This is a genomic window from Kitasatospora sp. NPDC057904 (genome assembly GCF_042887925.1).
In the GTDB taxonomy this organism is placed as follows: Bacteria; Actinomycetota; Actinomycetes; order Streptomycetales; family Streptomycetaceae; genus Kitasatospora.
In genome coordinates this window covers 58542-76880 of the sequence record NZ_JBHVOL010000028.1, presented here as the reverse complement: position 1 = coordinate 76880, position 18339 = coordinate 58542, and the positions used below count along the sequence as shown (strand labels likewise).

At 72.4% G+C, this 18339-nt stretch carries 22 protein-coding genes; 12 read left to right on the top strand and 10 right to left on the bottom strand.

All coding sequences use genetic code 11. From position 1 onward, the window contains the following. The first annotated feature begins 94 nt into the window (after window positions 1-94). From ACFVSN_RS39510 to ACFVSN_RS39495, 4 genes are all read left to right on the top strand, one after another. A complete protein-coding gene (locus tag ACFVSN_RS39510) occupies window positions 95-634 on the top strand; it encodes a carboxymuconolactone decarboxylase family protein (protein ID WP_387958245.1) in 540 nt (179 codons plus the stop codon). Window positions 635-667: 33 nt separating this feature from the next. Next, window positions 668-1651 carry a hypothetical protein gene (locus ACFVSN_RS39505; RefSeq protein WP_387958242.1) on the top strand — a complete coding sequence of 328 codons (984 nt, stop codon included), beginning with the start codon at window positions 668-670 and terminating at the stop codon, window positions 1649-1651. Window positions 1652-1796: 145 nt separating this feature from the next. Beyond that, window positions 1797-2177 (top strand): MerR family transcriptional regulator, encoded by a 381-nt coding sequence (locus tag ACFVSN_RS39500; RefSeq protein ID WP_387958239.1) that lies wholly within the window; start codon window positions 1797-1799, stop codon window positions 2175-2177. 45 nt (window positions 2178-2222) lie between these two features. Next, entirely contained in the window at window positions 2223-3023 is an 801-nt protein-coding gene (locus ACFVSN_RS39495) for an alpha/beta fold hydrolase (protein ID WP_387958236.1), read from the top strand. Window positions 3024-3064: 41 nt separating this feature from the next. Here the strand turns inward: ACFVSN_RS39495 and ACFVSN_RS39490 are convergent, their stop codons facing one another. From ACFVSN_RS39490 to ACFVSN_RS39475, 4 genes are all read right to left on the bottom strand, one after another. Continuing rightward, entirely contained in the window at window positions 3065-3637 is a 573-nt protein-coding gene (locus ACFVSN_RS39490) for a DinB family protein (RefSeq protein ID WP_387958234.1), read from the bottom strand. 79 nt (window positions 3638-3716) lie between these two features. Further along, window positions 3717-4511 carry a TetR family transcriptional regulator gene (locus ACFVSN_RS39485; RefSeq protein WP_387958231.1) on the bottom strand — a complete coding sequence of 265 codons (795 nt, stop codon included), beginning with the start codon at window positions 4509-4511 and terminating at the stop codon, window positions 3717-3719. Between the two features lie 85 nt (window positions 4512-4596). Next, window positions 4597-5463, bottom strand: a complete 867-nt coding sequence (locus tag ACFVSN_RS39480) for a BTAD domain-containing putative transcriptional regulator (protein WP_387958228.1) — start codon at window positions 5461-5463, stop codon at window positions 4597-4599. A 394-nt stretch (window positions 5464-5857) separates the two neighbouring features. Next, window positions 5858-6595 (bottom strand): ScbR family autoregulator-binding transcription factor, encoded by a 738-nt coding sequence (locus ACFVSN_RS39475; RefSeq protein WP_387958225.1) that lies wholly within the window; start codon window positions 6593-6595, stop codon window positions 5858-5860. 372 nt (window positions 6596-6967) lie between these two features. On the opposite strand from ACFVSN_RS39475, the gene ACFVSN_RS39470 reads away from it, so the two are divergent. Both ACFVSN_RS39470 and ACFVSN_RS39465 read left to right on the top strand, forming a co-directional pair. Next, window positions 6968-7408 (top strand): ArsR/SmtB family transcription factor, encoded by a 441-nt coding sequence (locus ACFVSN_RS39470; RefSeq protein WP_387958222.1) that lies wholly within the window; start codon window positions 6968-6970, stop codon window positions 7406-7408. Continuing rightward, entirely contained in the window at window positions 7405-7893 is a 489-nt protein-coding gene (locus tag ACFVSN_RS39465) for an SRPBCC family protein (RefSeq protein ID WP_380448456.1), read from the top strand. Before ACFVSN_RS39470 ends, ACFVSN_RS39465 begins: the two co-directional genes overlap by 4 nt. Before the next feature lie 69 nt (window positions 7894-7962). Here the strand turns inward: ACFVSN_RS39465 and ACFVSN_RS39460 are convergent, their stop codons facing one another. Then, window positions 7963-8436, bottom strand: coding sequence for a MarR family winged helix-turn-helix transcriptional regulator (locus ACFVSN_RS39460; RefSeq protein ID WP_380492656.1), 474 nt, complete (start codon window positions 8434-8436; stop codon window positions 7963-7965). A 223-nt stretch (window positions 8437-8659) separates the two neighbouring features. Here ACFVSN_RS39460 and ACFVSN_RS39455 point away from each other — a divergent pair, with 223 nt between their 5' ends. The 3 genes from ACFVSN_RS39455 (at window position 8660) to ACFVSN_RS39445 (ending at window position 10830) form a co-directional block, all read left to right on the top strand. Then, complete coding sequence (locus ACFVSN_RS39455) at window positions 8660-9877, top strand: MFS transporter (RefSeq protein ID WP_387958219.1); 1218 nt, start codon at window positions 8660-8662, stop codon at window positions 9875-9877. A gap of 38 nt (window positions 9878-9915) precedes the next feature. Continuing rightward, window positions 9916-10338 (top strand): heme-binding protein, encoded by a 423-nt coding sequence (locus ACFVSN_RS39450; protein ID WP_387958217.1) that lies wholly within the window; start codon window positions 9916-9918, stop codon window positions 10336-10338. Between the two features lie 138 nt (window positions 10339-10476). Beyond that, window positions 10477-10830 (top strand): VOC family protein, encoded by a 354-nt coding sequence (locus ACFVSN_RS39445; protein ID WP_380448812.1) that lies wholly within the window; start codon window positions 10477-10479, stop codon window positions 10828-10830. A gap of 79 nt (window positions 10831-10909) precedes the next feature. On the opposite strand, the gene ACFVSN_RS39440 is transcribed toward ACFVSN_RS39445, so the two are convergent. Together ACFVSN_RS39440 and ACFVSN_RS39435 are read right to left on the bottom strand one after the other, a co-directional pair. Continuing rightward, entirely contained in the window at window positions 10910-12058 is a 1149-nt protein-coding gene (locus ACFVSN_RS39440) for a serine hydrolase domain-containing protein (RefSeq protein ID WP_387958216.1), read from the bottom strand. Between the two features lie 110 nt (window positions 12059-12168). After that, window positions 12169-13179, bottom strand: coding sequence for a TetR/AcrR family transcriptional regulator C-terminal domain-containing protein (locus tag ACFVSN_RS39435; RefSeq protein ID WP_387958215.1), 1011 nt, complete (start codon window positions 13177-13179; stop codon window positions 12169-12171). Between the two features lie 178 nt (window positions 13180-13357). Here ACFVSN_RS39435 and ACFVSN_RS39430 point away from each other — a divergent pair, with 178 nt between their 5' ends. After that, entirely contained in the window at window positions 13358-14467 is a 1110-nt protein-coding gene (locus tag ACFVSN_RS39430) for an FAD-dependent monooxygenase (protein WP_387958213.1), read from the top strand. Window positions 14468-14606: 139 nt separating this feature from the next. Here the strand turns inward: ACFVSN_RS39430 and ACFVSN_RS39425 are convergent, their stop codons facing one another. After that, a complete protein-coding gene (locus ACFVSN_RS39425; protein WP_387958211.1) occupies window positions 14607-15503 on the bottom strand; it encodes a LysR family transcriptional regulator in 897 nt (298 codons plus the stop codon). Between the two features lie 137 nt (window positions 15504-15640). On the opposite strand from ACFVSN_RS39425, the gene ACFVSN_RS39420 reads away from it, so the two are divergent. Beyond that, window positions 15641-16147: a nuclear transport factor 2 family protein gene (locus ACFVSN_RS39420; RefSeq protein ID WP_387958209.1), complete on the top strand. Its 507-nt coding sequence runs from the start codon at window positions 15641-15643 to the stop codon at window positions 16145-16147. A gap of 22 nt (window positions 16148-16169) precedes the next feature. Here ACFVSN_RS39420 and ACFVSN_RS39415 read toward each other — a convergent pair whose 3' ends face one another. Further along, entirely contained in the window at window positions 16170-16613 is a 444-nt protein-coding gene (locus tag ACFVSN_RS39415) for a RidA family protein (protein WP_387958207.1), read from the bottom strand. A gap of 172 nt (window positions 16614-16785) precedes the next feature. Between ACFVSN_RS39415 and ACFVSN_RS39410 the strand changes: the two genes are divergently transcribed. After that, on the top strand, window positions 16786-17418 hold the full coding sequence (locus tag ACFVSN_RS39410) for a C40 family peptidase (RefSeq protein WP_387958205.1): 633 nt from the start codon (window positions 16786-16788) through the stop codon (window positions 17416-17418). Between the two features lie 40 nt (window positions 17419-17458). Here the strand turns inward: ACFVSN_RS39410 and ACFVSN_RS39405 are convergent, their stop codons facing one another. Then, window positions 17459-18316, bottom strand: a complete 858-nt coding sequence (locus ACFVSN_RS39405; protein ID WP_387958203.1) for a hypothetical protein — start codon at window positions 18314-18316, stop codon at window positions 17459-17461. Between the last annotated feature and the right edge of the window lie 23 nt (window positions 18317-18339).

The following is an 18339-nucleotide window of genomic DNA, read 5'->3' as shown; positions in this document are numbered from 1 at the left end:
TTCAAGTGCCAGGGCAATCTCGGAGTTGGCGGACCGGCGCGACGCTCAAGACGATGGAGCGCCGTCCGTCCTTCCCGACCGAGGGAGTACATCCGTGCCGCACATCGCCATCGACAACGGACTGCCGGGGATCAGCGGCCTGCTGGCGCTGCGCCCGGACACCGCCGCCCCGCTGGGGCTGCTCGCCGACGCACTGCTGCGCGCGCCGGCCCCGATGAGCCGGGGCGAGCGCGAGCTCGTCGCCGCCTACGTCTCGCACCTCAACGGCACCCGCTTCTGCACCGGGGCCCACGGTGCCTTCGCCGCAGCGCAGTTGGAGGAGGGCGATGACGTGGTGAAGGCGGTCCTGGCCGATCCCGCCACCGCGCCGCTCACCGACCGCATGCGGGCCCTGCTGCGGATCGCGGCCGAGGTGCAGGAGCGGGTCGGGCCGGTCTCGCACGAGGCCGTGGCGGCCGCCCGCGCAGCCGGCGCCGGGGACACCGAGATCCACGACACCGTGCTGATCGCCGCCGCGTTCTGCATGTACAACCGGTACGTCGACGGCCTGGCCACCGACCTCCCCGAGGACCCGGGCTACTACGCCGAGGGCGCGAAGCGGATCGTCGGCTCCGGCTACGGCCGGGGGAACTGAGCACCCGGCATCGGCCGACGAGGAGACGCCGCCATGAGCACGTACGCATCGGGTCAGCCGGACACCACGGCCGGCCACGCCCCACGTCAACTCCCCACCCGGACCTCGCTGTTCGTCACCGGCGACTTCCCCCGGCGCCGCTGGCCGACCGTGCTGCTCGGCACGCTCGGCGGGCTCCTGCTGGCGTACGCCTGGAACGCGAACCTGGTCGACGACCAGATCGGCTTCGGCACCGCCGACGCCCTGCTCGGCCACGACGCCCACGGCACGCCGATCACCGGGGTGGTCTCCGGCGTCCTGTTCGCCTTCGTCTCCGGGCTGGCCGGCTCCTTCACCGCGTGCAACATCGCGGCCTTCGGCGCGGTCGGCCCGCTGGTCGGGCAGTCGCCGTCGCTGCGCCGCCGGCTCCTGCACGTCGCCAAGCCGCTGGGCTGGGTCTTCGCGGGCATGGCGCCGGTCTCCGCCGCCTACGGCGCGCTGGTCGGCCTCGTCGGCACGCACATGCCGCAGTTCTCGACGGCCGCGGGCAAGGGCCTGACGCCCCGGGCGCTGCAGTCGATGACGGCCTTCGGCCTGATCGGGCTGGTGATGATCGTGCTCGGCCTGGCCGCCGTCGGCCTGGTCCGGGACCCGCTGGCCGGGCTGTCCCGGCGCTTCCCGAACGCACCGCTGGTGCTCGTCGGCGCGCTGATCGGCGGCTTCCTGGTGGGCCGCCCGTACCCGCTCTTCCGCGACCTGTTCCGACACGCCGCCACCACCCACAACCCGCTCTACGGCGCGGGAGCGTTCCTCCTGCAGTCGATCGGCAACATCGCCGTCATGGCAGTGCTGTTCGTGGCGCTCGCCTATGGAACGGGCGGCCGACTGCAACGGGTGCTGGCGTCCAGGCCCGCCCGGATCAGCGTGGTGACCGCGGCGGCCTTCCTGGTCGCCGGGGTCTTCACCGTCGTCTACTGGGATGTACGGATGCTGGCCAGGCTCGGTTACCTCTGGTTCCCGCCCTCCCCCTGGGGCTGAGCCCTCGACCGGCGTCGGACCGGGGTGGTGGCGGGCAGACCGGGATGTTCGCGGGCATACGGTCTGACGACTCATGCGGATATCCTCGAACCCTCACATCCATGTCAATGCCAATGTCAAGGCCGGACGGCACGAGGGGCGACGCATGCGTATCGGTGAACTGTCCGACCGGACCGGGACTCCCCCGCGGCTGCTGCGCTACTACGAGCAGCAGGGGCTCATCACGCCGGAACGCGCGGCGAACGGCTACCGCGACTACGACGAGCACCTCGTCGACCGCGTCGTCCAGATCCGCGGGCTGCTGGACGCAGGGCTGCCGACGCGCATCATCAAGCAGATCCTCCCGTGCCTCGACAAGCCGCGCGTCATCCACTTCCCGGACGCGACGCCGGACATGATCGCGACGCTGGAGAACGAGCGGGACCGCATGAGCGACCGGATCCGGTGCCTCACCCGCAACCGGGACGCGATCGCGGAGTACCTGGAGGCGGTCCGCGCCACCGCCCTGGATCCCGTGTCGGCGTGAGCCGCTTGACCTTGACACTTATGTGAAGGTTGCACACTGACTTTCATGACTGACGCCCGCATCTGGCACGCCGAGTTCGGCCACGGCACCCCGATCGTGCTGATCCACGGCTACACGATCGACCACCGGCTCCTCCTGCCCCTCGACCCCGCGTTCGCCGACCGGCCCGGGTGGCGGCGGATCTACCTCGACCTCCCCGGGCACGGCAACAGCCCTCGGCTGCCGGGGAGGACCTCCGCGACGGCGGTGGCCGACGCCGTCGTCGAGCGGATCCGCGAACTCGTCGGGCAGGAGCGGTTCGCCGTCGTCGGGCAGTCGTTCGGCGGACAGCTGGCGCGGGCCGTGACGGCGGCGTTCGGCGAGCAGGTGCTGGGCTCGGCCCTGATCGTCCCGGTCGTCCGCTGGGGCGCGGACCGGACACTACCCGAGGAGACGGTGGCCGAGCGCGACGAGGAGTTCCTCGCCGGCCTGTCCCCCTCGGAGCAGCAGGTGTTCGGCACCGTCATGGCCCGTCACACCAAGACCGGTTGGGACCTGTACCGGCGGCACGTCGCGCCCGGCTGGGACGCCCACGACCGTACGGCGGCGGCCGAGCTGGAGGCCGACTTCCTGCTCCCGGAGTGGCCGGAGGTCGGCGTACCCGCTCACGGCGGACGGCACCTGCTGGTCACCGCGCGCCAGGACGCGCTCGTCGGCTGGCGCGACCAGCTCGCGCTGCTCGACCACTATCCGCGGATGACGGCGGCGGTGCTGGACGGCACCGGGCACAACCCGCAGGTCGAGAGCGCGGGCGCCGTCCGCGAGCTGGTCGGGCGGTGGCTGGACGAGCTCGCGCCGCGGGGTTGAACCGTCGCACCGACAGCGGGACGGCGAGGGGGACGGCGTCGCTACTGGCCGACGCGTCCGTCGACGCACTCGCGCAGGAGGTCGGCGTGCCCGCAGTGGCGGGCGTACTCCTCGATCCGGTGCACCATCAGTTCGCGGATCGAGACCCGGTCCTTGCCCACGCGTGCGCCCAGGTCCGGGTGTTCGGCGAGGGCGGCGTCGGTCTCGGCCTGTTCGCGTTCCAGGTCGCGGAACGCGGCGTCCACGACGGCCCGGTCGGCGACCGCCCCGTCGAAGTCCGCGTCGCGCCCGCCGTACAGCTTGGGCAGCGGCTGGGACGGCGACTCGTCCTCGGTGAGCCAGTTGCGCCAGTCCCGTTCGACCTCGGCGAGGTGGCGGACCAGGCCGAGCAGTGACATCGTCGACGGCGGGACGGACCGGCGGGCGAGCTGCTCGGCGTCCAGGCCCTCGCACTTGAGCCGCAAGGTCAGCCGGTAGTTCACCAAGTAGTCCAGCAGCGTGCCGAGTTCGCCGTCCGGGCTGGGACCTTCGAGGGTCCGCGGGTCGTCGGCCGGATCGGCCCACATGTCCGGGTAGACGGTCGCCCGGGTCCAGCGCGCTGGTTCGTCGGTCATGCGTCGCATCCTCGTCCGTCTCCGCACGAACCGCCACCGAATTACCTCGCACGCGCTGCTGCCCGGCCGGCCCGACGGCTTAGGCCGGCACGCCCGTCAGCGGCCTCGTGCGGTAGAGGGACGCGGCGCCCGGCGGAACGAGGCAGGGCAGCAGCCACTCCCACAGCGCGGCGACCCGGCGGGCGCGCTCCTCGGGCGAGCAGTCCTCGCCGAAGGTGACCTCCAGGCCGCACGCGGCCGTCACCACGAGCGTCTCCGGGCCGGTGCCGCCCGGGCGGTCGCGCAGTTCGCCCGCGCGGCGCGCACCGGACAGCAACTCCCGGACCACGCCCGCCCATACGCCATGGAAGCCCTGCGTCCCGGCCACGCACCCGCCTGCCGCCGCCGGGCCGGCCTGTGTCGGGCCTGACTGCGCCGGACCACGCTGCGTGGAACCGGGCTGCGCGGAACCGGGCTGCGCGGGGCCGGGCTGCGTGGGGCCGGGCTGCGTCGGGACTTCCGCCGCCGGGCCCTGGGCCGCCGCCTCCCCCAGCCACGCGCCGCCCTCCCGGCCGAGCCGGAACGCGGCGCGGATCACCGCGTCCGAGCCGAGGGCGTCGACCAGCCAGTACCCCGAGTCGATCAGGGCCTGGAGCGGCGACGAGGCCGTGCGCAGCGTCGCGCACGCGCCGCGCAGCGAGCCCTCGGCCTGGTCCAGCACCGCCCGCGCCAGGTCCTCCTTCGACGCGAAGTGGAAGTACAGCGCCCCTTTCGTCACCCCGGCCGTACCGGCGATCTCGCCGAGCGTGGCCCCCGCGTACCCGCTGCGGTCGAACAGCACCGCCCCCGCCTCCACCAGCCGCCCGCGAGTCCGCTCCGACCTCTCCTGCGCCACGTGCCCTCAACCCCTCACTGCTGCAAGCCAGTTCCGTTTACGCGCACCGCACCGAACAGTCCCGCCCGGGCCGCCCCCGTGGCCCTCAGCCCACCCGGGAGAACCGGGCCGCGGCGCCCTGCCGTTCGGCCGGGCGGACCACGGCGGCCGGTTCGCCGCCGGTCTCGGCCCGTTCGGGGGCGGCGACCAGGATCGAGCGCTGCAGCCGCCGCAGCGCCGCTGACGGTTCCATGCCCAATTCCCGTACCAGAGTTGCACGGAGCCGTTGGTACACCTCCAGCGCCTCCCCCCTCCGGCCGGAACGGTGCAGCGCGAGCATGTACTGGCCGTGCAGGCTCTCGTGGGTGCGGTAGCGGTCGACCAGGACGGTCAGTTCGGCGAGCAGGACGCGGTGGCGGCCGAGCCGCAGGTCGGCGTCGATGCGCTGGTCCAGGGCGCAGAGCCGGGTCTCCTCCAGGCGCTTGGCCTCGACGGCGAGCTGGCCGCCGGCCGGGACGTCCGAGAAGGCCGGGCCGCGCCAGAGGCGCAGCGCCTCGTCGAGCATCCTCGCGGCGAGCTTGTGGTCGTCGCCGTCCATCGCGCGGTAGCCCAGGCCGGCCAGGCGGTCGAACTCGCGGGCGTCGGTGAGGCCGCCGCCGCTGTTGAGCATGTAGCCGCCGGGGGAGGTCACGAGGACGTCCTTCGCACAGGCGAACCCGGCGGTGGCCGCGCCGGTCGTGGCGATCGCGCGGTCGATGAGCTCGCGCAGCTGCAGGACGTACGTCTGCACGGTGGTGCGGGCGCTGCGCGGCGGGCGGCCGGACCAGAGCTCGTCGGCCAGCGTGCCGGCCGGGACGACCTGGTCGGCCCTCAGCGCCAGTAACCCGAGCACCTGGCGCGGCTTCGGCGCGGACGGCACCACCGACACTCCGCACATCCGGACGTCCAACGCCCCCAGCACGCGGATCTCCATGACGACCACCCCAATCCACGGAACGCCCCCGGCGGATCCGCCGCGGCCGGCACCCGACTCCCCCTGGGTCGACACCCCGGGGCCACGATGACCAGTCAAAAACAGGACGGGCGGTTTGTCAATACAAAACCGAACGAGCTGTTTGTTTATGCGAATCGGGGCACGCCTGCTCGATTCTGGGGCGCGAACGGACCATCCGTGCGCCGGTGCGCGGACGCGAGCGCACACCTGGGCCCACGGGCGGACCAGGCGGACCAAGCGGCCGGGGCAGAGCGCGCGGACCAGGCGGACCGGACAGGCCGGGCACCCGGGCACAAGCGGACGGCGGTGCCGGGCCCCAACAGGCCCCGCACCGCCGTCGATCCGCCCGTTCCGACGCGAGCGGTGCGCCGCCTCAGGACACCGCGACCGCGCCGCCGACCGCGTGCGCCTCGACCTCGGCGGCGTTGCCGCCACTGCCGCCACTGCCGTCGGCGTCGCCTTCCGACGCCGCGCGGGCCGCCGCCGCCTCGGCGACCACCCGGGCGCCACGGTCCGGCCCCATCTGCAGCGCCCCGAGCACGCCCGGCACCGCGATGCTCGGCATCACGTGCTGGAACAGCCCGGCCACCCGTCGCTCCAGGTCCGCCCGGCCGCTCAGCTTCTGGGACTGGATCTGTACGCCCGTCCATGCCGCCGTCAGCAGCCATGCCGCGTCCGCCGGGGTGACGTGCGGCAGCAGTTCGCCGCGCTCGCCTGCCGCGACCAGGAGCACCTCGAAGCGGGAGATCCACCCGAGGATCGCGCCGCCGCCGAACTCGTCGAACACGTCCTGGCCGAGGGAGAGCCGGGCACCGGCGCTCAGCAGCGGGTCGCGCGGCAGCAGATGGGCGACCACCATCCCGGTGTCCACGAACTCCTGGAGTTTGCAAGCGCGTTCGGGAACCTCGTCCTGGGCGAACTGCTCCTCCACCACGCCCTGCGCGAGATCGCGCTTGGACGCGAAATGGAAATAGACCGCGCCGCGCGTCACGCCGGCCCGGGAGACCACCTCGCCGATGGTCGCTCCCTCGTAGCCGAACTCGTCGAAGACAGAAGCCGCGGCCTCCAGGATCAGCCGACGCGTCCGGAGCGCGCGCTCCTGCCGTACCACCGGAACCACCCCGTTCTGACATTCTCGCGAAAAACAAAACCAAACACGCCGTATCTTAGCGACGAGTGGCCCGAAGGCGACAGGACACCGCCCGGGAATCGCCCCCGGTGCTTCTCCTCCCCCACCCACCCGCGCCCTTCGGCGAATTCGGGATGTCCGGCCGCCCACCGACACCGCAAGGCCACTCCCCACGAGCAGTCGCACACAAAACCGAACGATCGGTATCTGTAGTGGCATGCCAGGCTCCGGAAAACCCGATCAAGCCCTCCGGCGACGCCCTCGGCATCTTTCTCAACCGATCGGTTGAAGAAGGCGGCGGACCGGCGTAGCGTTGTCCTCAACCAATCGGTTGAGAAAGAGCAGGGGTATCCGGTGGCCGTCGACCAGTTGTCCCGGGCGTTCGTCGCCCTGGCCGATCCGACCCGGCGCGACATCGTCGCCCGCCTCTCGGTCCGCGATGCGACCGTCGGCGAGCTGGCGGAGTCGTACGCGATGTCGATGCAGGCCGTCTCCAAGCACCTCAAGGTGCTGGAGGAGGCCGGGCTCGTCAGCCGCAGCCGGGACGCGCAGCGGCGGCCGTGCCACCTCGAACCGCAGGTGTTCGACTTGATGACGAGCTGGATCGAGCGCTACCGCCACCAGGCGGAGGAGCGGTTCCGCCGCCTGGACGCCGTCCTCGCGGCCATGGCCGACGAGGCCGCCGACGACGGGCCCGCCGACGACGAGCCGACAGGCGACGAGCCGGCCGGCGCAGGCCCCGCGCACAGCACAGAGACCGAAGCAGGCCCAGGACACGAAGGAGAGAAGCCATGACCTCCACCACCGGCCGCGAGACCCGGGTCGAGGCGGACCCGGCGCTGCCCACCATCCGGATCGTCCGCGAGTTCGACGCCCCGCCGGCGCGGGTCTTCCGGGCCTGGATCGAGCCCGAGCTGGTCGCCCGGTGGCTCGGCCCGGACAACCACGAGACGAAGATCGACTTCTGGGACGGCCGCACCGGCGGGAGCTACCGCTACTCCATGCACCAGGACGGCCGGGAGATCGCCGCCTTCTACGGCTCGTTCCACGAGGTCCGGCCGGAGACCCGGCTCGTCCAGACGTTCACGTACACGGGCGTGCCGGACGGCGTCTCGCTGGACACCGCCGTGTTCGAGCCGGCCGGCGAGGGCCGCACCCGCGTCACGATCCTGTCCGTGGTCGACAGCTTCGCCGCCCGGGACGCGATCCTCGCGAGCGGCATGGAGAAGGGCGTCACCGAGGGCTACGCGAAGCTGGACGCCCTGCTCGCCTCGGAGTGACCGCCCGCGCCCGGTACGACGAAGCGCCCACCGCCTGCATGGCGGTGGGCGCTTCGTCGTACCGGGCGTTCAGCGCCGCCCGAGCGCCGACAGCGGGTTGACGCCCTCCACGGCCTTGACGAGGGGGGCGAGATCGGGGTTCTTCGCGGCCTCGTCGAGGGCCTCGCGGAGCGCGGCGTCATTCGTGGGACGGGCCGCCTCCAGCAGCTTCAGGCCGTCCTCGGTGACGTTCGTGTAGATGCCGCGACGGTCGGTCGGGCACAGGTAGCGCGAGAGCAGGCCGCGGTCCTCCAGGCGGGTGACCAGGCGGGTCGTGGCGCTCTGGCTGAGGACGACCGCGTCGGCGACCTGCTTCATCTGCAGGTGGCCGCCCTCGTCGTCGTGCTGGCGGCTGAGCACGTCGAGCAGCGAGTACTCGCGCACGCTCAGGTCGTGCCCGGCCTGCAGGCTGCGCTCGATGTGCGCCTCGATCCGGCCGGCCAGGAGGTACAGGGCGGCCCAGCCGTTGGCGAGGGCGGTCAGCGCGGGATCCGTGGCGGTCATGGGCGCGGGTCTCCTTCCGGGTTCGACGGTGTCAAGGATAAGCCCTCGGCAAAAATTTCGGCCTGGGCATGTATCCCGCTTATACAAGCATCCGGCCAGCGGGGCGGAGGGGCGGACGAGCAGAGTCGCCACGAGCAAAAGCCCGCAGTTGCACCTATGCCGCGTCTGCAACTATTGTCGAGGCTCGTAAGGCGCTGTAGCAATCTCGTCTGGAGGACGCGCCATGCCTCTCGCACTCCTCGCCCTGGCCATCGGGGCCTTCGGGATCGGGACCACCGAATTCGTCATCATGGGCCTGCTGCCCGAGATCGCCGGCGACTACGGTGCGTCCATCCCCACCGCCGGACTCCTGGTCACCGGGTACGCGATCGGCGTCGTCATCGGCGCGCCGCTGATGACGGTGCTCGGCACCCGGATCGGCCGCAAGACGATGCTGATGCTCCTCATGGGCCTCTTCGTCGCCGGCAACCTGCTGTCCGCCGCCGCCCCGAGCATGGGCGTCATGCTCGCGGGCCGCCTCGTGGCCTCGCTCGCCCACGGCGCGTTCTTCGGGATCGGCTCGGTGGTCGCCGCCGACCTCGTCGCCCCGGACAAGAAGGCCGGCGCCATCGCCACCATGTTCACCGGGCTCACCGTCGCCAACATCGTCGGCGTCCCGCTGGGCACCTTCGTCGGCCAGGCCGTCGGCTGGCGCGCCACCTTCGTCGGCGTCGCCGCGCTCGGCGTGGTCGGCCTGCTCGGCATCGTCAAGCTCGTCCCCGCCCTGCCCCGCCCCGAGGGCGCCCACCTGCGCGGCGAGCTGACCGCGTTCCGCAACCCGCAGGTGCTGCTCGCGATGGCGATGACCGTGCTCGGCTTCGGCGGAGTCTTCGCCGCGATCACCTACATCGCCCCGATGATGACCCGCGTCGCCGGCTACTCCGACGGCGCCGTCACCTGGCTGCTGGTGCTGTTCGGCATCGGGATGTTCCTCGGCAACCTCCTCGGCGGGAGGTTCGCCGACCGCAGGCTGATGCCGATGCTGTACGCCTCGCTCGGCGGACTCGCCGTCGTGCTCGGCCTGTTCACCCTCACCGCGCACGACAAGATCCTCGCCGCCGTCACGATCCTGCTGATAGGAGCGCTCGGCTTCGCCACCGTCCCGCCGCTGCAGAAGCGCGTCCTCGACCAGGCGCACGGCGCGCCCACCCTGGCCTCCGCCGTCAACATCGGGGCGTTCAACCTCGGCAACGCCCTCTCCGCCTGGCTCGGCGGCCTGGTGATCTCGGCCGGCCTCGGCTACACGGCCCCGAACTGGGTCGGCGCGCTGCTCGCCGCCTCGGCCCTCGTCCTCGCCGTCTGGTCCGCCGCCCTGGAGCGCCGAGCCCCGGGCCGTACGTCCGCCGTTCCGACCGCTGTTCCGACCGCTGTTCCGACCGTCTCGATCCCCGTCCACCACTGAACCACCGTTCCCCCGGTTCCCCAAGGAGAAGCACCACCATGAGCACCACCACCGTCACCCCGCTCACCACCGCCGACGCCGAGACGCTCGTCGCCGCCGCCCGCACCGCAGCCGAGGCGGCCGGGGTCGCCGTCAGCATCACCGTCCTGGACGCGGGCGGGCACCCGCTCGCCTTCCGCCGCGACGACCGCGCCGTGCTGATCTCCGGCGAGACCAGCACCCGCAAGGCCTACACCGCCCTCCAGCTCGACGCCCCGACCGCCGACCTGGTCGACCTCGTCAAGCCCGACGGGCCGTTCCACTCCCTGCCCACCGCACTGGACCGTCCGCTGCTCTTCATCGCCGGCGGCGTCCCGGTCCACTGCGACGGCCGCCTCGTCGGCGCCCTCGGCATCGGCGGCGGCGCCCCCGAGCAGGACCACTCCTTCGCCACCACCGCGCTGGCGGCACTCGCGCGCTGACCCGCGCTCAACGGCGGTCGTACGAGATACCCGGCACCGCGCCAACGCCCGCGCCTCCCAACGGTCCTGATCGTCGGGAGGCGCGGGCGTTGGCGTGGTGCCGACTCGCTTCGGTCGCCGTCCTGGCAGGATGGCGCCATGGAACGTGTGCTTGGAATCGGCGGGTACTTCCTGCGGGCCGCCGACCCTGCTGCCCTCAATGCGTGGTACCGCGACTGCCTCGGCCTGGACGCCGACGAGCACGGCCTCTGGCAGCAGGAGACCGGCCCGACGGTGTTCGCGACCTTCGAGTCCGGCACCGACTACTTCGGATCGAACGCCCAGCGGACCATGCTCAACTTCCGGGTCCGCGACCTGGACGCCATGCTCGCGCAGCTACGCGCCAAGGGAGCGGACGTCGCCGGGGAGACCCAGGACATGGCGGGCGTCGGACGGTTCGGCTGGGTCACGGACCCCGAGGGCAATCGCATCGAACTGTGGCAGCCCGCCTGACCTGCCCCCCGGCACAAGGTGCCGACGGCCGCCACCCTCCGCGCCTCGGCGACAGCGTCTCGGCGTCAGCGTCTCGACGTCAGCGGCAGAGGGCCGTTTCGACGAGGCTCTCGACGTGCTTCATCGTGTTCGGGTCGGAGGGCTGGGTCGTCACCGCGATGTCGGCGGCGGCGCTGCCGTCGTCGGTGACGCCGCCTCGGGTCTCGTAGCCCGGGAAGCTGCCGCCGTGGCCCCAGTAGAGGCCACCGCCGCACGGCAGCGGCTTGCTCACCAGGCCGAGCCCGTAGCCGGCGCCGGGGCCCATTTTCTCGGCGGGGACGGTCTTCTTCATCTCGGTGAGCTGGGCCGGCTTGAGGAGGTCGCCGTGGAGCAGCTCGGCGAAGAACCGGTTGAGGTCGGAGTTGGTGGAGATCATCTGCCCGGCCGCCCAGCCCCAGGACGGGTCGATCTCCGTGACGTCGCGCAGCGGCGCTCCCGGCGCGTCCCGATAGTAGCCCTTCGGGTGCGGCTCGCGGATGGACTCGTCGCCGGGGGCGGGGAAGTACGTGTGGTGCAGGCCTGCGGGCTCGATCACGCGCCGTTCGATCTCCGCCGCGAGGGGCCTGCCGGAGACCCTCTGGGCGATCAGTCCGGCCAGGACGTAGTTCGTGTTGCTGTACCCGAACTTCTCGCCCGGCGCGAATTCGGCCTTGAACTGCAGGGCCGTGTCGAGGAGTTCGCGCGGCTCGTAGTAGCGGGGCCGGAGGTCGGCCTTGAGGTAGTTCGGGAGGCCGCTGGTGTGCTGGAGGAGCTGGCGGACCGTGATCCTGCGGCCGTCGATGCCGTCCCCGCGGACCAGGCCCGGCAGGTACGTCTCGATCGGCTCGTCGAGCGCGACCTTCCCCTCGCCGACCAGCTGCAGCACGACCACCGCCGTGAACACCTTGGTGTTGCTGCCGATCCGCACCTGGCCGTCGACCGGAACCTTGGCGCCGGTGGCCAGGTCGGCGACCCCGGCGGTGTAGTTGCGGGCCCGGCCGTCACCCTTCTTGACGCTCGCCAGCGCACCGGGCACGCCCTCGTCCCGCGCCAGCGCGTCGAGGCCCTGCTGGACGGTGTCCGGTCGAGGCGCCGCGAACGCCGCGGCCGGAGCCAGTGCACCCACCGTCAGGGCGCCGACGGCCACCGCGGCCGCGAGGGCCTTCCAGCGCCGGGACGGACGGGCCTTGTGCTGCGCCTGCTCAAGCACGTGCCAACTCCAGGGTCTTGTCGGGAAAAGCAGCGGTGTTTCGCTGCTCCCACCTTCCCCGGAGTCGCCCGGCTGCGACGATGCTGCTACCCGCCCGGTTGGGGGTGGGGCTAGCCCCCGGTACGTGCACGATTCGACGGCGGGGCCTCGATCATGACGGCGATGCCGTCCAGCAGCGGCTTGAGGCCGAACTCGAACAGCGCGTCCAGGTCGAGGTCGTAGCCGTCCGGGCAGCCGCTCGCGATCCTGGTGAACACCGGGTACCGGGCCGCCCCGGTGATCGCCGCGAATGCGGGGGCCTGACGGTCCATCCACTGGTCCTCGCTGAGGCCGGTCGCCGCCTGGGCCTGCGCCTCCCGTTCGAGGTGCACGGCGATGCCGTGGACGTGGCTGTAGAGCAGGACGTGCAGGTCGAGCATCGTCTCGGGGGCGAGGCCGTGGCCGTCGAGCGCGGCGAGCGCCCACTCCGCGTGCACCATCAGGGCCGGCGCCAGCAACGGGCGGGTGAGGGAGCCCACCTGGGCGAGCCAGGGATGCCGGCGGTGGATCCGCCAGAGCATGCGCGCGCCGAGCTCCAGCCGGGCCCGCCACCCCTCCGGCGCCTCGGCCGGGTACGTCTCCTCGCCGTACGCGGCGTCCGCCATCAGCACGACCAGGTCGTCCTTGCCGTTGACGTGCCGGTAGGGCGACATCGCGGCGACCCCGAGCCTGGCGGCGACGCTGCGCATCGACACCGCGCCCAGGCCCTCGCCGTCGGCGATCTCCACGGCGGCGCGGACGATCCGTTCGCGCGTCAGCTCGCGGTCGGGGGCGGTGTGCCCCGCTGGTGCGGCCAGGTCCTTGGCCGGGCGCTTGCCTGGGCCCCTGGCCGGGTCCTTGGCCGAGTCCATGACCGGGTCCTTGGCCGCGACCACGGTCCCGACCCGGGGCTTGGCCTCGACCAGCCCTTCCAGGCGCAGCGCGGTGAGCACCTTCGTCGCCGTGGCGAGCGCGACGCCCCACTCGCGGGCGATCTGACGGGTCGACGGCACGCGGTCGCCGGGGACCAGCGTGCCCTCGGTGATGCGCCGGGCGATCTCGTCGGCGATGCGGCGGAAGGGTGGGGCGGGCTGCGCGGCCACGGTGGCGGCTCCTCGAAATATTTTTCCGGACTCACTGAGCCTGTACTAGTTCAGACCCTAGCAGCGACGACGGTCGCCGAAGGACCTCTGTCCTATAACAGTGCTGAGAATAACCCCAGTTGGCAGCGGTGAGCGTACGTCGTACATTCAGTCGCGTACAGCGTACGAAGGAGCTTCCATGAAGAATGTGCTGATCTCCGGCGCCGGTGTCGCCGGTGCCTCGCTCGCCCACTGGCTGCACCGAGACGGCGTCACCGTGACCGTCGTCGAGGCCGCGCCGGGACCGCGGCCGGGCGGCCAGGCCGTGGACGTCCGCGGTGTGGCACTCGACGTCGTCGGGCGGATGGGGCTGCTGGAACGGGTCCGCGCCGTCCGGACGCGCATGCGCGGGATGTCGGTGCTGGACGGTGACGGGCGGGAGGTGCACCGCTCGACCGAGACGACGTTCAGCAGCGGGCGGCTCGCGAACGACGACATCGAACTGCTGCGCGAGGACCTGGTACGGCTCCTGCACGAACACGCGGGTCCGGGGGTCGAGTTCGTCTTCGGGGACCGGATCGCCACGCTCGACCAGCGCGAGGACGGGGTGCGCATCTCCTTCGAGCACGGTCGGCCCCGGACCTTCGACCTGGTCGTGGGCGCGGACGGCCTGCACTCGGCCGTGCGGCGGCTCGCCTTCGGGCCGGAGGAACGGTTCACCCGCCACCTGGGCACGCACCTGGCGGTGTTCAGCGCCGACAACTTCCTCGCCCTGGAGGACTGGCAGCTGTGGCTCCGGGACGGCGAGGCCGGCTACGGCGTCTACCCGGTGCGCGACAACACCGAGCTGCGCGTCGCCTTCGGCTTCGCGGCCGGGCCGTCGGCCTTCGACCAGCGGGACACCGACCTCCAGCGACAGCTCGTCGCCGAACGGATGGAGCAACTGAGCTGGGAGACGCCGAGGCTGGTGAAGGCGCTGCGGGAGGCGCCCGACTTCTACTACGACGCGATGACCCAGGTGGTCATGGAGCGGTGGTCGAACGGCAGGGTCGTGCTGCTCGGCGACGCGGGCTACTGCGCGTCGCCGCTCTCCGGCCAGGGGACCAGCCTCGCGCTCGTGGGCGCCCACGTCCTGGCCGACGCGCTGCGGCGCGCGGGCGCCGACCACCGGACCGGATTCGCCGACTACGAGCGGCGCATGCGGCCCTTCGTCGAGCTCAACCAGGCGCTCGCCACCGAGAACCCGGGCGGCTCGGCCTCCGAGGCCTCCGTCGAGCGGGCCAAGAACGGGATCGCACTCGACGGGTGAGGCCGGGGCACGTCGGGTCTCGGACCCTACGGCGCCGAGACCGCCCCCCATACACGGGCGACTGGTGCACCTGCAGCATTCTCACCGACGAATACACGGTCCGGCCCAACACCCCTCCACGAACTTCTGCGGAGCGGCGCTAGCCATCGACCCCCAGGAGGTCCTGGGCCGCGCGGTTGAACGCCTCGGTGGCGGGGGTCGGGTGGTCGCGGTGGTGGAGCAGGCCCCACTGCACCGGGGGCGCGTCCGCGAGCGGGCGGTAGGCGACGTCGGGGCGGGGGTGGTAGCGGCGGGCCTGGGCGCCGAACGGGAAGGCGCCCCGGCCGGCGCCGACCACAGTCAGGATCTCGTTCAGCGTGCCGCCCTCCGGGCCGGGCGGGATCGGCCGCCCCTTCGGCGTCCGTGCCGGGGTGCGGTCGGCGCGGAAGGACTCCGGGACGGCGGAGGGCAGTTGGACGAGCGGGAGGTCGGCCAGCTGCTCCGGCGTGACGACGTCCTGCTGCGCGAGTGGATGGCCGGCGGGGAGGGCGAGCATCCGGGGCTCGCTCACCAGGACCGGGCCCGGTACCAGGTCGGGCTCGCGCAGCGGGTACTCCGCGAACACCAGGTCCACCTCGCCCGCCCGCAGGAGGGCTATGCGGTCGACGAGTTCGGCCTCCCGGAGGGTCGCCTCCCAGCCGGGCAGCCGTTCCCTGAAGCGCTCCGCCACGCCGACGAGCAGCTGCCCCGCCGCCGGGCCCGCGAACGCCACCCGCAGCGTTCCGGTGCGGCCGTGCCCGGCGTCGGTGACCCGCCGGACGGCGGCGCCGACCGCCTCCCACGCGGGCCGCAGCTCCTCCGCCAGCTGCGCCCCGAGCGCCGTCGGCTCCACCCGGCGGCTGGTCCGGACGAACAGCGGTGCGCCGACCCGGCGTTCCAGCTTCCGCACGGTCTGGCTGATCCGCGCGGTGGAGACGTGCAGCCGCTCGGCCGTCCGCCCGAAGTGCAGTTCCTCGGCGAGCACCAGGAACGCCTCGATCTCGTGCCGCTCCAGCACTCCGTACCGCCTCTCCCCCGCTACATCATTAACCCTCGCTTCACGATCGTTGCACAGCCTCTCATTGATCGTCCGACCGCTCCCGCAGGAGGGTGGAGCCATCGCCGAAGATCCCCCACCTCCCAGGGAGTTGCACCATGTACGTCACCACCGACCGCGCCCTCGCCGCACCCGCCGCCGACCCGGCCGCCGTCGCCGCCGAACTGCGCGACCGGGCCGAGATCCTGGACGCCCTCCTCCGCTTCGGCCTCGGCCAGGACCTTCACGACCGCGAGCTGTTCGCCTCCTCCTTCACCCCGGACGCCGAACTGGACTTCCGCCCGGCGGCCGCCGCGTGGGGCGCCGAACCGCCCGTGATGGCCGGCCGGGACCACATCGTGACGACGATCCTCGGCATGTTCGCCGGGCGGGTGACCACCACCCACCAGGTCACCAACTCCCGCATCACCGTGGACGGCGACCACGCCCGGCTCACCTCCCTCGTCGAGGCGCAGCACGTGCTGACGGCCGACCCCGCCACCCACGCCCTGCTGAAGAACCGCTACGACGTCGAACTGCGCCGCGACGGCGACCGCTGGCTGATGCACCGGGTGCGGATCGACAACGTGTGGCTCACCGGCGAGCCGCGCGCCATCTTCGGCTGAGCACCTGAGGAGAACGACGACTTCAGGGCAGCACGGCCACCGCCTCCACTTCCACCAACTGGTCCGCGTAGCCCAGCACGGCGACGCCGAGCAGCGTGCTGGGGGCGTCGTGCTCCGCCATGTACGAGCGGTACACGTTCCACACCTTCACGAGGTCGGCCTGACGGGAGGACGCGACGTAGACCGTCGTCCGGGCGATGTCGGTCCGTGCGGCGCCCGCGTCCTCCAGGGCGGTTATGAGGTTCCGCATGACCTGGTGGGCCTGGCCCTCGTAGTCGCCGACGGCGACCGTCCGGCCCTTCTCGTCGAGCGGACAGGCGCCGGCGAGCCAGAGCGTGCGGACCGGCGCGTCGACGGCCGCCGCGTACGCGTAGTCGACGGCCGGGGTCAGGCGAGTGCTGCGGATGAGCTTGACGGCGCTGGTCACGGTGGCCTCCGGGGGTCGCGGTCGAACCTTTGCGCCCATCGTTGGCCGCACCTGAGGGAGCGTCAAACGATTTGTGGGCGAATTTCCCACCGTTCCAAGGCCGATGCGGTTCGCGATTCACCGTTCCGGGTGATAGCGGCCCGATACTTCCGGCCGGGATCCTGGTGCCCTGAGATCTGACGAGACGCCGACAATGCCGGGAGAGTGAGCGATGGAGTCCCAACTGCCGCACCACGAGGACGGTTCGGGCGTAGGCCGGCGCCGGATGCTGGGGATCGCGCTCGGGGCCGGGCTCGTTCCCGCGCTGGGGGCGTCGGCCGCCGCGAGCGCCGGACCCGCGCCGAGCGGCCCCGCCGCAACCGAGCCCATGGCTGCCGCCGCGCTCGGACGGCGCGTCGCCGAGGTGGCCGCCGCGCAGATCGGCGTGCCGTACGCGTGGGGCGGCGGCGACCGCCTCGGGGCGAGCTACGGCTTCTGCGACGGCGAGAACGGTTACCTCGACGGGGTCTGCCTCGGCGAGAACACCGTCGGCTACGACTGCAGCGGCCTGTCCCTCTACTGCTGGTACCTCGCGAGCCACGGGACGATCGAGCTCGCCCACTACACCGTCGCGCAGTTCAACCGCAGCGCCGAAGTGGCGCGCGACGCCATGCTCCCGGGCGACCTGATCTTCTTCTCCCGCCCGGACGCGATCCTCCACCACGTCGGGATCTACACGGGCGACGGCGCGATGATCCACGCCGAACGGACGGGCACGCTCGTCGCCCGCGTCGACAACGTCCTCGACATCCCGCGCTGGGCCGACCAGTTCGCGGGCACCCGCCGCCCACACCCCGCGGGCTAGCTGGGTCGACGCACGGCCGGGGTCGGTGGCGTCGCGGGTTTCACGAGGCGGCGAGCGTGGCCACGACGTCCTGGCCGCAGGCGGTGACGGCGGCTTCGGCGTCGGCGGGCGGGATGTCCTTCAGGGTGACCCCGGAAAAGGTGCCCTTCTCATAGCTGATGGTGATGAGGGCGTTGTGCTGGAGCACCACGAGGTCGGCGTGGCCGTTCCCCTTCATGGTGGTGTAGAACAGGGTTGCCTTCTCCCCTATGCCGGGCACGGCCCGGTCGTCAGTGACCTTCATTCCGCTGGTGGCCCCCCCGTTCCGGTGCCCGGCCACGGTGATCTCGTAGACACTCTCGGCGACCGGGGACAGCTGGACCATGACCTGCATCATGGTCCAGCCTCCGTCATTGCTGTGCCAGCCCGCGCTCGCATTGGTCATGCCCCCGACGTCCTTTTGCTCGCTGCACGAGGTTCCCTTCGCATAGCGGTCGACCGTCTCGGGGCGAACCAGGGCGCAGCCCCCGGCCAAGGTGGTGTAGGGCGCCGTCGTAGGGCTCGCCGGTCCGGAGGTGACCGAGAGGGTCGGTGCGGGCGAGACCGAGAGCGTCGGCGCGGGCGAGACGGTCGTCGTGGCCGAGACGGTCGTCGCGGCGGAGACCGTCGTCGCGGCCGTCGTCCCCGCAGTCGCCGCCGGGGTGACGAGGTTGGCCACCAGGCCCAGGACGAGCGCTGCGGTGCCCGCCCCGGCCGTGACGCCTCCGAGCAGCCAGGTCCACCGCCGGGAGGGTCCGGCCGGGCGCAGGTCCGCCGGGTCGGGGAGGGTGGCGGGAGTGGGCTGTGGCGGCAGGGGGCGGGTGCCCGGGAGGGTCGGCAGCGGTTCGGTGGCGGGCGGGGTGTCCTCGATCTCGGCCATCTCGTGATGAACCCTTCGGAGGC

What these genes read in the sequence shown, in the direction of transcription:
- ACFVSN_RS39480 (WP_387958228.1), bottom strand. Translation starts at nt 5,463, where the DNA reads ATGGAGATCCGCGTGCTGGGGGCGTTGGACGTCCGGATGTGCGGAGTG.
- ACFVSN_RS39430 (WP_387958213.1), top strand. Translation starts at nt 13,358, where the DNA reads ATGAAGAATGTGCTGATCTCCGGCGCCGGTGTCGCCGGTGCCTCGCTC.
- ACFVSN_RS39455 (WP_387958219.1), top strand. Translation starts at nt 8,660, where the DNA reads ATGCCTCTCGCACTCCTCGCCCTGGCCATCGGGGCCTTCGGGATCGGG.
- ACFVSN_RS39450 (WP_387958217.1), top strand. Translation starts at nt 9,916, where the DNA reads ATGAGCACCACCACCGTCACCCCGCTCACCACCGCCGACGCCGAGACG.
- ACFVSN_RS39505 (WP_387958242.1), top strand. Translation starts at nt 668, where the DNA reads ATGAGCACGTACGCATCGGGTCAGCCGGACACCACGGCCGGCCACGCC.
- ACFVSN_RS39410 (WP_387958205.1), top strand. Translation starts at nt 16,786, where the DNA reads ATGGAGTCCCAACTGCCGCACCACGAGGACGGTTCGGGCGTAGGCCGG.
- ACFVSN_RS39465 (WP_380448456.1), top strand. Translation starts at nt 7,405, where the DNA reads ATGACCTCCACCACCGGCCGCGAGACCCGGGTCGAGGCGGACCCGGCG.
- ACFVSN_RS39445 (WP_380448812.1), top strand. Translation starts at nt 10,477, where the DNA reads ATGGAACGTGTGCTTGGAATCGGCGGGTACTTCCTGCGGGCCGCCGAC.
- ACFVSN_RS39460 (WP_380492656.1), bottom strand. Translation starts at nt 8,436, where the DNA reads ATGACCGCCACGGATCCCGCGCTGACCGCCCTCGCCAACGGCTGGGCC.
- ACFVSN_RS39500 (WP_387958239.1), top strand. Translation starts at nt 1,797, where the DNA reads ATGCGTATCGGTGAACTGTCCGACCGGACCGGGACTCCCCCGCGGCTG.
- ACFVSN_RS39415 (WP_387958207.1), bottom strand. Translation starts at nt 16,613, where the DNA reads ATGGGCGCAAAGGTTCGACCGCGACCCCCGGAGGCCACCGTGACCAGC.
- ACFVSN_RS39405 (WP_387958203.1), bottom strand. Translation starts at nt 18,316, where the DNA reads ATGGCCGAGATCGAGGACACCCCGCCCGCCACCGAACCGCTGCCGACC.
- ACFVSN_RS39420 (WP_387958209.1), top strand. Translation starts at nt 15,641, where the DNA reads ATGTACGTCACCACCGACCGCGCCCTCGCCGCACCCGCCGCCGACCCG.
- ACFVSN_RS39490 (WP_387958234.1), bottom strand. Translation starts at nt 3,637, where the DNA reads ATGACCGACGAACCAGCGCGCTGGACCCGGGCGACCGTCTACCCGGAC.
- ACFVSN_RS39495 (WP_387958236.1), top strand. Translation starts at nt 2,223, where the DNA reads ATGACTGACGCCCGCATCTGGCACGCCGAGTTCGGCCACGGCACCCCG.